This window comes from Janthinobacterium fluminis, from assembly GCF_028595325.1.
Lineage (GTDB): Bacteria > Pseudomonadota > Gammaproteobacteria > Burkholderiales > Burkholderiaceae_D > Janthinobacterium > Janthinobacterium fluminis.
This window is the reverse complement of the sequence record NZ_JAQQXR010000001.1, coordinates 1,163,186-1,176,527: the sequence shown is the minus strand read 5'-3', so window position 1 is coordinate 1,176,527 and position 13,342 is coordinate 1,163,186. Positions and strand designations below refer to the sequence as shown.

The 13,342-nt window shown below is 64.6% G+C and carries 17 protein-coding genes; 13 read left to right on the top strand and 4 right to left on the bottom strand.

Annotated elements, in window-relative coordinates:
• The first annotated feature begins 15 nt into the window (after positions 1–15).
• The 4 genes from OIK44_RS05160 to OIK44_RS05145 are packed head-to-tail and all read left to right on the top strand — an operon-like array spanning position 16 to position 3,200.
• Positions 16–798 carry an SDR family oxidoreductase gene (locus tag OIK44_RS05160; RefSeq protein WP_273669629.1) on the top strand — a complete coding sequence of 261 codons (783 nt, stop codon included), beginning with the start codon at positions 16–18 and terminating at the stop codon, positions 796–798.
• A gap of 11 nt (positions 799–809) precedes the next feature.
• Entirely contained in the window at positions 810–1,805 is a 996-nt protein-coding gene (locus tag OIK44_RS05155) for an NADP-dependent oxidoreductase (protein ID WP_273669628.1), read from the top strand.
• Positions 1,806–2,717, top strand: coding sequence for an SDR family oxidoreductase (locus OIK44_RS05150; RefSeq protein ID WP_273669627.1), 912 nt, complete (start codon positions 1,806–1,808; stop codon positions 2,715–2,717).
• Between the two features lie 45 nt (positions 2,718–2,762).
• Entirely contained in the window at positions 2,763–3,200 is a 438-nt protein-coding gene (locus tag OIK44_RS05145) for a GNAT family N-acetyltransferase (protein ID WP_273669626.1), read from the top strand.
• Between the two features lie 159 nt (positions 3,201–3,359).
• On the opposite strand, the gene OIK44_RS05140 is transcribed toward OIK44_RS05145, so the two are convergent.
• From OIK44_RS05140 to ygfZ, 3 genes are read right to left on the bottom strand one after another with little or no spacing between them, the layout of a single operon-like run.
• Positions 3,360–4,097: an NRDE family protein gene (locus tag OIK44_RS05140; protein WP_273669625.1), complete on the bottom strand. Its 738-nt coding sequence runs from the start codon at positions 4,095–4,097 to the stop codon at positions 3,360–3,362.
• The gene (locus OIK44_RS05135; RefSeq protein ID WP_273669624.1) at positions 4,088–4,378 is read right to left on the bottom strand and encodes a DUF4936 family protein; all 291 of its coding nucleotides are present in this window, start codon (positions 4,376–4,378) and stop codon (positions 4,088–4,090) included. Before OIK44_RS05135 ends, OIK44_RS05140 begins: the two co-directional genes overlap by 10 nt.
• Positions 4,379–4,388: 10 nt before the next feature.
• Positions 4,389–5,471 (bottom strand): CAF17-like 4Fe-4S cluster assembly/insertion protein YgfZ, encoded by a 1,083-nt coding sequence (gene ygfZ / locus OIK44_RS05130; protein WP_273669623.1) that lies wholly within the window; start codon positions 5,469–5,471, stop codon positions 4,389–4,391.
• Positions 5,472–5,603: 132 nt separating this feature from the next.
• Between ygfZ and mltG the strand changes: the two genes are divergently transcribed.
• The 9 genes from mltG (at position 5,604) to OIK44_RS05085 (ending at position 12,210) form a co-directional block, all read left to right on the top strand.
• Positions 5,604–6,593 carry an endolytic transglycosylase MltG gene (mltG, locus tag OIK44_RS05125; protein ID WP_273669622.1) on the top strand — a complete coding sequence of 330 codons (990 nt, stop codon included), beginning with the start codon at positions 5,604–5,606 and terminating at the stop codon, positions 6,591–6,593.
• 12 nt (positions 6,594–6,605) lie between these two features.
• Complete coding sequence (tmk, locus tag OIK44_RS05120; RefSeq protein WP_273669621.1) at positions 6,606–7,271, top strand: dTMP kinase; 666 nt, start codon at positions 6,606–6,608, stop codon at positions 7,269–7,271.
• Between the two features lie 40 nt (positions 7,272–7,311).
• Positions 7,312–8,343: a DNA polymerase III subunit delta' gene (locus OIK44_RS05115; protein ID WP_273669620.1), complete on the top strand. Its 1,032-nt coding sequence runs from the start codon at positions 7,312–7,314 to the stop codon at positions 8,341–8,343.
• Between the two features lie 10 nt (positions 8,344–8,353).
• The gene (locus OIK44_RS05110; RefSeq protein ID WP_273669619.1) at positions 8,354–8,731 is read left to right on the top strand and encodes a PilZ domain-containing protein; all 378 of its coding nucleotides are present in this window, start codon (positions 8,354–8,356) and stop codon (positions 8,729–8,731) included.
• 49 nt (positions 8,732–8,780) lie between these two features.
• On the top strand, positions 8,781–9,560 hold the full coding sequence (locus OIK44_RS05105) for a TatD family hydrolase (protein WP_273669618.1): 780 nt from the start codon (positions 8,781–8,783) through the stop codon (positions 9,558–9,560).
• A gap of 7 nt (positions 9,561–9,567) precedes the next feature.
• Entirely contained in the window at positions 9,568–10,227 is a 660-nt protein-coding gene (locus tag OIK44_RS05100) for an ankyrin repeat domain-containing protein (RefSeq protein ID WP_273669617.1), read from the top strand.
• 280 nt (positions 10,228–10,507) lie between these two features.
• Complete coding sequence (locus tag OIK44_RS05095) at positions 10,508–11,431, top strand: class I SAM-dependent methyltransferase (RefSeq protein WP_273669616.1); 924 nt, start codon at positions 10,508–10,510, stop codon at positions 11,429–11,431.
• A 131-nt stretch (positions 11,432–11,562) separates the two neighbouring features.
• Positions 11,563–11,811 carry a hypothetical protein gene (locus OIK44_RS05090; RefSeq protein WP_273669615.1) on the top strand — a complete coding sequence of 83 codons (249 nt, stop codon included), beginning with the start codon at positions 11,563–11,565 and terminating at the stop codon, positions 11,809–11,811.
• Positions 11,812–12,009: 198 nt separating this feature from the next.
• The gene (locus OIK44_RS05085; RefSeq protein ID WP_273669614.1) at positions 12,010–12,210 is read left to right on the top strand and encodes a hypothetical protein; all 201 of its coding nucleotides are present in this window, start codon (positions 12,010–12,012) and stop codon (positions 12,208–12,210) included.
• Between the two features lie 35 nt (positions 12,211–12,245).
• On the opposite strand, the gene OIK44_RS05080 is transcribed toward OIK44_RS05085, so the two are convergent.
• A complete protein-coding gene (locus OIK44_RS05080) occupies positions 12,246–13,295 on the bottom strand; it encodes a phospholipase A (protein WP_273669613.1) in 1,050 nt (349 codons plus the stop codon).
• Positions 13,296–13,342: the final 47 nt, after the last annotated feature.

Genomic DNA, 13,342 nt, shown 5'->3' with positions numbered 1-13,342 from the left:
AGCGAAGGAAAGAGCATGCGCACATCACAAGAGTTGTTCAGCCTGGCCGGCAAGACGGCGCTCGTCACGGGCGGCTCGCGCGGCCTGGGCCTGCAAATGGCGCTGGCGCTGGGCGAGCAGGGCGCCAGGCTCGTGATTGCCTCGCGCAAGCAGACCGAGCTGGACGAAGCCGTCGCCTTCCTGGCCGGACACGGGGTCAACGCCCACGCCGTCGCCGTCGACCTGTCGCGCGACGAGGCCGTCACGGAGCTGGTCGACGCCGCGCTGGCCCACCTGGGCCACATCGACATCCTCATCAACAACGCCGGCGCCAGCTGGGGCGCGCCGGCCGAGGACTACCCGGTCGAGGCATGGGACAAGGTGATGAACCTGAACATACGCAGCATCTTCCTGGTGTCGCAAGCCGTCGGCAAGCGCTCCATGATACCGCGGCGCTCCGGCCGCATCATCAACATCGCCTCGATCGCCGGCCTGGCGGGCAACCCGCCGGGGCCGATGAAAACCATCGCCTACAACACCTCGAAGGCGGCCGTCGTTAACTTCACCCGCGCGCTGGCCGGCGAATGGGGTGCCTACGGCATCAACGTCAACGCCATCGCGCCCGGTTTTTTCCCCTCGAAAATGACCAAGGGGCTGCTCGACAAGATCAGCGCCGCCGCGCTGGCCAAGGACGCGCCCCTGGGCCGCCTCGGCGACGACGAGGATTTGAAAGGCGCCACGCTGCTGTTCGCGTCCGACGCCGGCAAGCACATCACCGGCCAGACCCTGGCCGTCGACGGCGGCGTCTCGGCCGTTTAAAAGGAAACACCATGACAAGTTATCAACGCATCGTACTGGCCGCGCGACCGCGCGGCGAAGTCAAACCCAGCGACTTCCGCCTCGAAACGCAGGACGTGCCGGCCATCGCCGACGGCCAGGTGCTGGTGCGCAACCACTACCTGTCGCTGGACCCGTATATGCGCGGGCGCATGAGCGAGGCGAAAAGCTACGCGGCGCCGCAGGCCCTCAATGAAACGATGATAGGCGGCACGGCCGGCCAGGTTGTCGCCTCGCGCCACCCGAAATTTGCCGTCGGCGACTTCGTCGTCGGCGTGCTGGGCTGGACCGAGGTGGCCGTCACCGACGGCTGCATGCTGCGCAAGGTCGACACCAGCCACATTCCGCTGTCGGCCTACCTGGGCACGGTCGGCATGCCCGGCATGGCCGCATGGTACGGGCTGAACCAGATCATGCAGCCGAAGGCCGGCGAAACCATCGTCGTCACGGCCGCCAGCGGCGCCGTCGGCAGCGTCGTCGGCCAACTGGGCAAACTGCGCGGCTGCCGCGTCGTCGGCGTCGCCGGCGGGCCGGAGAAATGCGCCTACGTCGTCGACGAGCTGGGCTTCGACGCCTGCGTCGACTACAAGGCCGGCCAACTGCTGGCCGACCTGGCCGCGGCCACGCCGAACGGCATCGACGCGATCTTCGAAAACGTCGGCGGCCCCATCCTCGACGCGGCGCTGCCGCGCACCAACGCCTTCGGCCGCATCGCCCTGTGCGGCCTGATCGCCGGCTACAACGGCAGCGACATGTCGATCAAGAACTTCCGCTTCCTGCTGACGAGCCGCCTGACGCTGCGCGGCTTCATCGTCACCGAACACATGGAATACTGGCCGCAGGGCCTGTCCGAACTGGGCCTGCTGGTGGCCGGCGGCAAACTGCGCTACCGCGAAAGCATCGCGGCGGGGCTGGCGGCGGCGCCGCAAGCCTTCATCGGCCTGCTGCACGGCAAAAACTTCGGCAAACAACTTGTGAAACTCATCTAAATGGACAATTTCCACGGCAAAGTCGTCGTCATCACGGGCGGCGCGGGCGGCCTGGGCCTGGAATTCGCCAAGCTTGCCGCCGGCCTGGGCATGAAACTGGTGCTGGCCGACGTGCAGCGGGACGCCCTCGACACGGCCAAGGCCGCGCTCGAAGCGGCCGGCGCCGACGTGCTGGCGCTGCCCTGCGACGTGCGCAAAAGCGAACAAGTGCAGGCGCTGGCCGACGCCGCCATGGCGCGGCACGGCGCCGTCCACCTGCTGTTCAACAACGCCGGCGTCGGCTCGGGCGGACTGATCTGGGAAAACAGCGAGGCCGACTGGGAATGGGTGCTGGGCGTCAACCTCTGGGGCGTCATCCACGGCGTGCGCATCTTCACCAAGCTCATGCTCGACTGCGCCAAAGCGGACCCCGCCTACCGAGGCCACATCGTCAACACCGCCTCGATGGCGGGGCTGCAGAACGCCCCGGCGATGGGCGTCTACAACGTCTCCAAGCACGCCGTCGTCTCCCTGGCCGAAACCCTCTATCACGACCTGCAACTGGTGGGCGCGCCGATCGGCACCTCCGTGCTGTGCCCGTACTTCGTACCGACCGGCATCCACCAATCGCAGCGCAACCGGCCCGACGACGTCCGCGCGAGCGCCCGGCCGACGGCCAGCCAAAGGGCATCGCAAGCCATGACGGACAAAGCCGTCGCAGCGGGCAAAATCTCGGCGGCCCAAGTGGCCGCCATCACCTTCGACGCCATCCGCGCCGGCCAGTTCTACATCTACTCCCACCCGCAGGCCCTGGGCGGCGTCCAGGAACAAATGCAAGCCATCATCACGCAAAACAATCCGCCCGACCCCTATCGGGCGGCGCCGCACATCCGCGACATGCTGCGCGCCGGCCTGAAGGACGGCCAAGGCTGAGGCCGGGCGTGCGACAATAAACAATACCTAGCCAAATTCCTGCCCATGACCGACACCAAGCAAACCACCATCCGCCTCGGCGACTGGGACGCCATGCGCGCCGACGCCAGCCGGATCCGCTTCGAAGTCTTCGTCGACGAACAAAACGTCCCGGCCGACATCGAACTCGACGACATGGACGCACTGAGCCTGCACGCCGTCGCCTACGACGGCGCGGGCGTCGCCCTTGGTACGGGCCGCCTGCTACCGGACGGCCACATCGGCCGCATGGCCGTGCGCAAAATCGCCCGCGGCCTTGGCCTCGGTGGCGCCCTGCTGCAAACGCTCATGAACAAAGCGCGCGAGCGCGGCGACACCCGCGTCGTCCTAAATGCCCAAACGGTGGCGGCGCCGTTCTACCAAGCGCACGGCTTCACCGCCAGCGGCACCGAATTCCAGGAAGCGGGCATCGCCCACATCGAAATGAGCCGCACCTTCCCCTAACCCAACAATGGGGTCAGGTCTAGACATGACGGTTTTTTAAACGCAACAATGGGGTCAGGTCTAGACATGGCGGTTTTTTGCGCTCAAAACCGCCATGTCTAGACCTGACCCCAAAGTTGTTTTGGGTAAAACCGTCATGTCTAGACCTGACCCCAATGTTTATTGGATGAATAGTTCGTGGAGTTCGCCGGGCGCCTCGGCGTAGAGTTTGACGACGGTGGAGGTGCGGGTGCCGTAGCCGGGCGTTTCGATGCGCACGGCGGAGAGGATGCGTTCGAGGTCAAGCGGTACGCCCGTTTCCGGCAGCCGCAGGTCGGGCGCGCGGGTGGTGTCGGCCAGCATTTCGAAGTAGGCTTCGTCCGGCGCGCCCTGGCATAGCAGGCTGGCGAATTGGGCTTTGGTTTTGAGGACTTTCGGCCACGGGGCGTCGAGCAGGGCGTTCGATAGGCCGTAGATGCCCGGTTCGAGCGGCCGGCCGTTGCGGGCGTCGTCTTGCCCGCGGTTGGAGTACCAGTATAGGGTGTCGCGGTCGCCCAGGATGAGGTTGTAGCCGTTGTAGTGTTGTTCGCCCGCTTCGAGTTGGGCGATGTATTCTGGCGCCGTCATGCCGCCGGCCAGGTAGTCGGCCACCAGGGTGCCGCGCGAGGGGGCGTCGCTGCGCCGGTCTCGCGGGCTGCGGATGTTGGTGATGGCGGCGAAGCGTGAGCCGGCCGCGCCTTCGCGGGTGATGCCCATCCAGCTGCCGCCCGCTTGCAGGTCGCGCCCGGCGTAGACTTGGGGGTGTTCGGGCCAGGCGGCCGCCGGCGCGCTGGCGCGCTCGTAGTATTCGTCGCGGTTGGCCGCGGCGATGAGCGGTACGCCGGGGATGACTTTCCAGGCAAATACGATCAGGCACATGGGGTGAGGTCCGTAAATACTTCGCTGTGGCGCGCGCCGGCGGTCAGTTCGGCGACGCCCGCCGCGCGCACGGCGGCGTCGAGGCTGGCGCCGAAGCCGGCCGTCGTGGCCGTGTAGATTTCCATCCAGGTTTGCAGCCCGTCCTTGCTTTCCGGGCGGCGTTTGAGTTGCGCGGCGACGCCGTGTTGCGCGCCGAGGCGCGTTTGCAGCGCCGTGATGATGTCGCGCAGCGCCGCCGCGTTTTCTTCGCGCACCTGGTAGTAGATGTAGAGGTCGGTCATGGTCGCGGGTTTACAGGTCGAGCGCGTCCAGTATGTAGGGCATGGCGAGGAAGCGCAGCGGCGCGCCTTGCGCCGAGCCGAGCCGGACGCCGCCTGTTTCGGCCGTGCCTTGTTCGATGGCCGACAGTTTCATTTCGACGAGGGCGTCAACGCCTCCCATGCCGTTCGGCGCCGCGTTGACGATCATGCCGCACGGTTGCGCCGGGTCGGCCACGGCAAATACTTCGTCCCCCGCCTTGGCGCCCGCCTGGGCGTCCGTGCCGGCGATGGTGACGAGGGTGGTGCGGCGTTTGAGTTTGCCCAGGTATTGGCTGCGCGCGACGATTTCCTGGCCGGGGTAGCAGCCTTTTTTGAAGTTGACGCCGCCCAGCAGTTCGAAGTTGACCATTTGCGGCACGAATTGTTCTTGTGTGCCGCTGCCGATTTGCGGCACGCCGGCGTGCACTTCGGCCAGGCGCCAGGCGTCGTTGCCGCCTTTGGCCAGGCTGGCCGCCAGCGTCGGCCAGACCGCTTGCGCCGTCTCGGCCGACATCAGCCATTGGTAGCGCGGCGCGCCGAAGGCGTCGGCGACGCGGATCAGGGTGCCGTGCGCCGCCTGCTCCAGTTTGGCGTAGGGCGCGCCGGGCAGGGCGCCGAAGCAGTTTGCCAGGATGGCCTCGGCCTTGGCGCCGCCCAGTCCGAGGATGACGGCGTTGGCGCTGTCGCCGGTGGCGTCGTGCAGTTTGGCCTTGGCGCGCAGGATGAACATTTGCAGGCGCTTTTGCAGCGGCGGTTGTATATCGCGCGGCAGTTGCAGGAAAATCGACGTATCATTGCGCCAGATCAAGAAGCTGGCCATGAGCCGGCCTTTCGGCGAGCAGTAGCCGGCCAGGCGCGCTTCGGCGCCGCCCAGGTGCTCGACGTCGTTGGTCAATTGGCTGTGCAGGAAACTGGCGGCGTCGTCGCCGCTGGCGGCGATCAGGCCAAGGTCGGTGATCGGGGCGACAAAGCCGGCCGCCAGATCGTCCGCACTGAGCGCGGCGCCGAAGTCGTGGACGCGGCCATCGCTGGCGCGCGCGCCCTGCAGCAATAAAAATTGATTCCAGTTATTCATAATTTCCAATGGTTTGACGATTAAGGCATTATCATTACGGGCTCATTATAGTGATGTCGCGAACATCGCGCCGAGTATCACGCAAAACAGGCCCCAGGTCTGCCGGCAGGAATAACAACTTGAATCTTACAGATGGCTTTTATTAAAACAGTTTTTCTTAGTTCGATGGTGGCCGCGGTGGCGGCCGGCGCCGGTTTTGCCTATTGGGCGCAGCAGCCGATTACGGAAGGCGACGAGGCGGCGATCGAGTTTACGATAGTCCCCGGCAGCGGCGCCCACGCCGCCGGCCAGCAAATCGCCGAGGCGGGCGTGCCAATCGAGCCGCTGCTGTTCAATTTATTGGCGCGGGTGACGGCCAAGAGCGGCAAGTTGAAGGCCGGCTCGTATGAGCTGAAGCCGGGCACGACGCCGATGCGCCTGATTACGCAGTTGGCGCGCGGCGAGTTCGTCCAGGAGTCCTTGACCATCATCGAGGGCTGGACCTTCAAGCAGATGCGTCTGGCGATGGCGGCCCACAAGGGCCTCAAGCACGACACGGCGGAGCTGAGCGACCTGGCCCTGATGGCCAAGATCACGCCCGCCTACCAGCGGCCCGAGGGCTTGTTCTTCCCGGATACCTATCTGTTCGCCAAGGGCGCCAGCGATTTGCAGATTTTCCGCCAGGCGCACACGATGCTGATACAGCGCCTGAACGAGGCCTGGGAAAAGCGCGATCCGGCCTTGCCATATAAGAATCCCTACGAGGCGCTGACGATGGCCTCTATCGTCGAAAAGGAAACCGGGCAGAAGTCCGAGCGCTCGATGATTGCCGGCGTCTTCGTCAACCGCCTGAAGATCGGCATGCTGCTGCAGACCGACCCGACCGTCATTTACGGCATGGGCGACAGGTACGAGGGCAAGATCCGCAAGCGCGACCTGGAAACGGACACCCCGTACAATACCTACACGCGCGGCGGCCTGCCGCCGACGCCGATCGCCTTGCCGGGCGTGCAGTCGCTGACGGCGGCCCTGGCGCCGGCCCGCACGGACGCGCTGTATTTCGTCGCGCGCGGCGACGGCACCAGCCAGTTTTCCGCCAACCTGCCCGACCACAACCGGGCAGTGAATCAATATCAACGATAGGCAACAGGTTTCATGACACAAGTTTTCACCTCCCCGGCCCGCTTCATCACCTTTGAAGGCATAGACGGCGCGGGCAAATCCACGCACATCGGCTTCGTCGCCGATTTCCTGCGCGCGCGCGGCGTCGCGCTGGTGACGACGCGCGAGCCGGGCGGCACGGCGCTGGGCGAAAAGCTGCGCGATGTGCTGTTGCATGAAAAAATGCATCTGGAAACGGAGGCCCTGCTGATGTTCGCCAGCCGGCGCGAGCACATCGCCCAGGTGATCGCACCGGCGCTGGCCCGCGGCGACTGGGTCATTTCCGACCGCTTCACGGACGCCAGCTTCGCCTACCAGGGCGGCGGCCGCGGCCTCGACCTGGACAAGTTGGCGGCGCTGGAGCAGTGGGTGCATCCGGCCCTGCAGCCCGACCTGACCTTGCTGTTCGACGTGCCGCTGGAGGTGGCCCGGGCGCGGCTCGACGCCACCCGTTCGCTCGACAAGTTCGAGCAGGAGCAGGCCGATTTCTTCGGCGCCACGCGCCAGGAATATCTGCGCCGCGCCGCCCAGTTCCCCGGGCGCACCCGCGTGATCGATTCGACGCAGCCGATCGCGGCCATCGAGCGGCAGTTGGCGGCCCTGTTGACGGCCTTGCTGGAAACGGGTGTCGCCGGGGCCGTCCCCGACGTTTCGCATTAAAAATCCACTCTAAGTAATTGTTTTAAAAAGAATCCAGATGATGAGCAGTCCACTTTATCCTTGGCAAGAGGGCGCCTGGCAACAGTTGCAGCATCTGCGCGCGCGCATGCCGCACGCGATCCTCTTCCATGGCGCGGCCGGGATAGGCAAATCCGACTTTATCGAGCGCTTCGCCCAGTCCCTGCTGTGCGAGGATGTGCGCGCCGACCAGCACGCCTGCGGCCAGTGCGCGTCCTGCGGCTGGTTTTCCCAGCACAACCACCCCGATTACCGGCGCGTGCGCCCGGAGGCGCTGGAGGACGAGGTCGAAGGCGACGACGCCGAGGCCGAGGGCGGCAAGAAGTCCAAATCGAGCAAGGCGCCGTCCAAGGACATCAAGATCGAGCAGATCCGCGGGCTGGCCGACTTCATGAACATTTCCACGCACCGCCAGGGGCTGCGCGTGGTCGTGCTGTACCCGGCCGAGGCGCTCAACACGCCGGCCTCGAACGCCTTGCTGAAGACGCTGGAAGAGCCGCCGCCGGGCACCGTGTTCCTGCTGGCCTCGAACAGCCTGGACCGGCTGCTGCCGACCATCCTGTCGCGCTGCCGCAAGTTTGCCCTGCCGATGCCGACCCACGAGCAGGCGCTGGCCTGGCTGAAGGCCCAGGGCCTGGCCGACGCCGACAGCTGGCTGCGCGAGCAGGGCGGGGCGCCGCTGGCGGCGCTGGCCCAGGCGGAGACGGGCGGCGGACGCGAGGAGACGGAGGCGCTGCTGCAGTTGTTGGCGCAGCCGAGCATTGAAGGCGCGCTGAAAACGGCCGATAAATTGCAGAAGGCGCCGCCCGCTTTGCTGGTGTCTTGCTTGCAACGCTGGCTTTATGACGTCTTTTCGTACAAACTGGCGGGAAACATTCGTTACTATCCGCGTTACAAGAGGGAATTGGCGGCGCTGGCCGGAAAAATCCACCTGGCCCGGCTGATGGCGGCGCTCAAGAGCGCCAATGACAGGCGGGCGATTGCCGAGCATCCGCTGTCGCCCAAGCTGTTTCTGGAGGATATGTTGCTGGACTATGCGGCCTGCTGTGCTTGAAAGGAAATGAATGACGGGCAGTCCAACCGACGTGACCGCCGTGCCGATCGCACGGCCCACCGTGCTGTCGCTGGCGATCAAGGAGAAGGCTGCCTTGTATGCCGCCTATATGCCATTCATCAAGCATGGCGGCATGTTCGTGCCGACGCAAAAGCCCTATAAGATCGGCGACGAGATCTACCTGATCCTGGCGCTGATGGACGACCCCAACAAATACCCGATCGCCGGCAAGGTCGCGTGGATCACCCCGGCCGGCGCCAACAATAACAAGGCGCAAGGCATCGGCGTCCAATTCCCCGACGACGAAAGCGGCCAGCGCGCCCGCCTGCGCATCGAGGAAATCCTCGGCGCTGCGCTGCGCTCCTCGCGCGCCACCCACACCCTGTAGCGCGGCGCCGGCGCTGGCGAGCGCCGCGCCGCTCGCGTACAATCGCGCCATGTATATCGATTCCCATTGCCACATCAACTTCCCCGAGCTGGCCGCTCGCATGCCCGAGATCCTCGCCAAAATGGCCGAGAACAAGGTCAGCCATGCGCTGTGCGTGTCGGTCGACCTGCCTGACTTTCCGCAAGTGTTGGCGCTGGCCGAGCAATATCCGCACATTTTCGCCTCCGTCGGCGTGCATCCGGACTATGAAGACACGCCCGAGCCGTCCGTGGACACGCTGGTGCGCCTGTCCGAGCATCCGAAAATCATCGCCATCGGCGAAACGGGACTCGACTATTTCCGCCTGACGGGCGACCTGGAGTGGCAGCGCGAGCGCTTTCGCACCCACATCAAAGCATCAAGAATCACGCGTAAGCCCTTGATTATCCACACCCGCGCCGCCAGCGAAGACACGCTGCGCATCATGCGCGAAGAGGGCGCCGGCAGCGGCGACGGCGGCGTCGCCGGCGTCATGCATTGCTTCACCGAGTCGCTCGACGTGGCCAGGGCCGCCATCGACATGGGCTTTTACATTTCCTTTTCCGGCATCGTGACCTTCAAAAGCGCCAAGGAATTGCAGGCGGTGGCGCTGGAAGTGCCGCTGGAGCGCATCCTGATCGAAACCGATGCGCCGTATCTGGCGCCGGTGCCGTTCCGCGGCCGGATGAACGAGCCGGGCTACGTGGCCCATGTGGCCGAGTACCTGTCGGCGCTGAAAGGCATCCCGCTGGCCCAGGTGGCGCGCCAGACGACCGACAATTTCTTCAATCTATTCAAGCTGGCACGGTGATTTCCTCATGTTCAAGATGACCTTCGCGCGGCGCGCCGCGGCTTTGCTGGCACTGGCCGCCGCCGTGGGGGCGTGCGCCGCCGATTTCAGCAATTTCTCCCGCTCGGCGCAGATCGACGACGTGAGCACGATGCGCGAGCTGCTGGCCGCCGGCATGAGCCCGAACCAGACCGAGCCGCAGCGCGGCGACCCCGGCATGGTGCTGGCCCTGCGCGAGGATGCCAAGCGCGTCTTCATGCTGCTGCTGGAGCAGCCCGGCATCAACCTGGAGGCGCGCTCGGGCAACGGCGACACGGCGCTGATGATGGCTGCGTACAAACACAATATGCCGGCCGTCATGGCCCTGCTGGCCAAGGGCGCGCAGGTGAACCAGACCGGCTGGACGGCGCTGCATTACGCCGCCTCCGCCGGCGACAATGACATTGTCCGCGTGCTGCTGGAGCGCCACGCCTACATCGACGCGGAATCGCCGACCAAGATCACGCCGCTGATGCTCGCCGCGCGCGAGGGCCAGGACCGCACGGTCCGGCTGCTGCTCGACGAGGGCGCCGACGCCACGCTGAAAAGCGCGCACGGCTGGACGGCCGCGCAATTCTCGCTGGCCACCGACAAGGGCTATGTCGCCGAGATGATCGCCGCCCACCTGAAGGCCAAGTCCGGCCGCTGACACGGGCGGCCCGGCGGGCCGCCGTTCCACCTCTTCCCCGCAAGCGCCGAATTGGCGTGTGATTGCCGCCCACCTCACAGCTTTGCTCCTGGTCACTATTTACGATAATGGTGGTGTCGAATTAAGCGGAGGAAAGTACATGGGCCGGAACGATCAACGCAAGCGCAGGCTGTTTTGCCGCCGTCCTTCGCGCAGCCCCTGTGATTTCGCCGCTTTCTGGAACGACAAGACCGAGCGGCCTGACGCGCCGGACGTGGGCCGACCATCCAAAGGAATGACTATGTTGAATGAACGAGAAATCGAGAGCTGTTATCTGGGGCAATTTATCCCCGTCCATTACCACCACAATATGTTGATGGACCAGAACCGCATGCACGGGTTCAAGTCGGCGATCGATTACGCTGTCAAGCCCGGCATGAAAGTGCTGGAACTGGGCGGCGGCACGGGCGTGCTGTCCTGGTTCGCGGCGGCCAAGGCGGACAAGGTCTGGTGCGTCGAGTTCAACCCGGACATGGTCAAGGAAGCGCGCAAGATGCTGGCCATCAACCCGAACGGCCACAAGGTCGAGGTCGTCCACGCCGACGCCTTCGAGTACCTGCCGCCCGAGCCCGTCGATGTTGTCATTTGCGAAATGATCCATGTCGGCATGCTGCGCGAAAAGCAGGTCGAGGTCATCGAATCGTTCAAGCGCCGCTATCTGCAGCGCTTCGGCGGCCCGCTGCCCGTGTTCCTGCCCGAGGCGGTCATCATGGCGGTCCAGCCTATGCAGCAGGAATACGATTTTGAGGGTTTTTACGCGCCTATCGTGCAATTTCAGGAAACCACGGCCATCCATCCCGGCGTGCAGGAGCTGGCGCCGCCGGCCGTCTACAGCATCATCGACTTCAACCAGCCGACCGATTCCTGCTTCAGCTTCAACGGCAAATTCGTCATCGAGCGCAGCGGCACCCTCAATTCCCTGCGTTTCGTGACAAAAAACATCCTGGCCGTCGTGGCCGAGCGCTCGACGACGATAGACTGGCTGAACCACTACATGAGCTTGCCGCTGGCCTCGCCCCTCAAGGTCAACGCCGGCGACGTCTTGCAAGTCAGCTTCCAGTACCGGGCCGGCGGCTCGATCCCCTCGCTGGAAGCGTCCATCCAGGCCAGCGTCGTCTACGACGCCGCACTGCAGGCGCCGCAAAGCGTGCCGGCCTACGCCTAAAACGGCCGCTCCGGCCCGGCGGCGGGCGCCCGGCCCGCCGCATTGTTCGCCTTCCATGTAAAAAAACCCCACGCAGCGGGCCTGCGGCGGGGTATATTTCGTCTTTTCCCATCTCAGACAGATCGCTTTATATGGAACAGAAAGACCAACGCTACCTCGTGCAGCAAAACAAAATCAGCGACGCGGAAACCAAGCCGCCCGTGTTCGCCAAGGTGATGCGCAGCAAAGAGGGCGTCTTCGAGGGCGTCTCCTTCATCAAGTCGAAGGACAAGGCCACCGTGATGACCATCGCCGAGGCGAAGCAGGCCATCGACTGGGCCGGCAAGAAAAAATCCAACGCCCACGAGTACATCACGAAGATCATTTGCCTGGGTCAGTGAGTCCGGGACGGGGTTTCCGTTTATTTTCCGAAATGCCGTTCATACCCGTTTTTCGCCAACTGGTCGCCCGATATTGCAGTTCGTCGCACTGCACTTGTCCGCAAAGGCCCGCTTTTATATAGTGTTTGCAGTAGCGGGGCAAGCAAGGCTTGCTCCGCACATTATCTGCCCCGCGCAGTCTTCCCCCCGGAGTTGGCCATGGTTGGATTCATCCTGTGGTTGCTGCTTCTGCTAGTCTGCTGGCCGCTCGCCTTGCTGGCCCTCATCCTCTATCCCGTATTCTGGCTTATTCTGCTGCCGTTCCGTCTGCTTGGCATAGGCGTCGACGCCGTCTTTGAATTATTGCGCGCCATCGTCATGCTGCCGGCCCGCGTCCTGGGCGGCAATCCGGGACGTTGAGCCGCCCGGCGCCCGCGCCCGGATAAGCATTCGCCTCAAAAATCGATGAGGAAGCCGCCGCCCAGCGACTTTTGCGCGTAGTTATAGTCGATCAGGCTTTGCCCGTAGCCGGAAAACAATTGCACATAGCCTTTCAGGTTGGTCGACAGCGGGAAGGCCCAGCCGGCCTGGAGCGCGCCATGGCGCTTCTTGAAATTGCGCCGCGCCGTCAGCGAGAACTCGTGGCCGTGGTTGCGGTAGGTGGCGCGGACGTCGCCGTGGCCCAGGTAGTCGGTGATGTCGATGTTGTCGTTGTTCGACTTGGCATTGTCGAGGCGCTGCCAGAGCCGCGCCGCCAGCGCAAAGTTGCCGTGGTCCACGCCCAGCTCCGCGTACAGGCGGTTCCAGCTGCGCGACAGCGTCGAGGTTTGCCCATTCGACTGGTGCACCAGGCCGAAATTCAGGTATTGGATGTCCAGGCCGGCGAATTTCTTTCCGATGGGCAGCACCGCCATCACTTCCGGCTGGTAATTGGTTTCGCGGAAAGGACTGGACGCGGCCCGGTTGTAGGCTTGCCAGAAGCTTTGCTGGGTATAGCCGAACCAGATGTCGACGGGCGTGCTGAGGGCGCGCTCGGCCATTTTCATCTTGAAACTGAGCTGGTAGGTCAGTTCGACGTGCTGCGACTTGATGCCGGCCGGCGTGAAGCCGCGGAAGGGATTGTCGTTCGAGGCCGTGCTGTAGTTGGCCAGCAGCATATAGTTGTCGCGGTGGGGGCGGAAGGAAAACAAGCCGCGCTTGGCATTGTCGTCCAGCTCCCAGCGCTGCACGGTGCGGGAAATGGGCGATTCCGGCGGCGCCGCCTCGGCCGAGGCCACGGCGGGCACGCTCAGCGCCACCTCGGCCGCCGACTCGGCGACGCCCTTGCCGGTGGCGATGATGATCGCCTCGGCGGTCTTGGTCAACGCGTCGAAACAGCCGAGGCGGGCGCTGGCGTCGCCGATGACGGCGCAGCGCAACATCTGCTGTTCCAGTTCGCCGGCCAGCGCCAGCGCGGGGGAAATGAGCAAGGACGACAGTAATATTTTTCTTGCGTGCGTATTCATGTGTGCTTTTCAATGCGTGGAAGACGAAGCCGCCGCAGTATATCCCA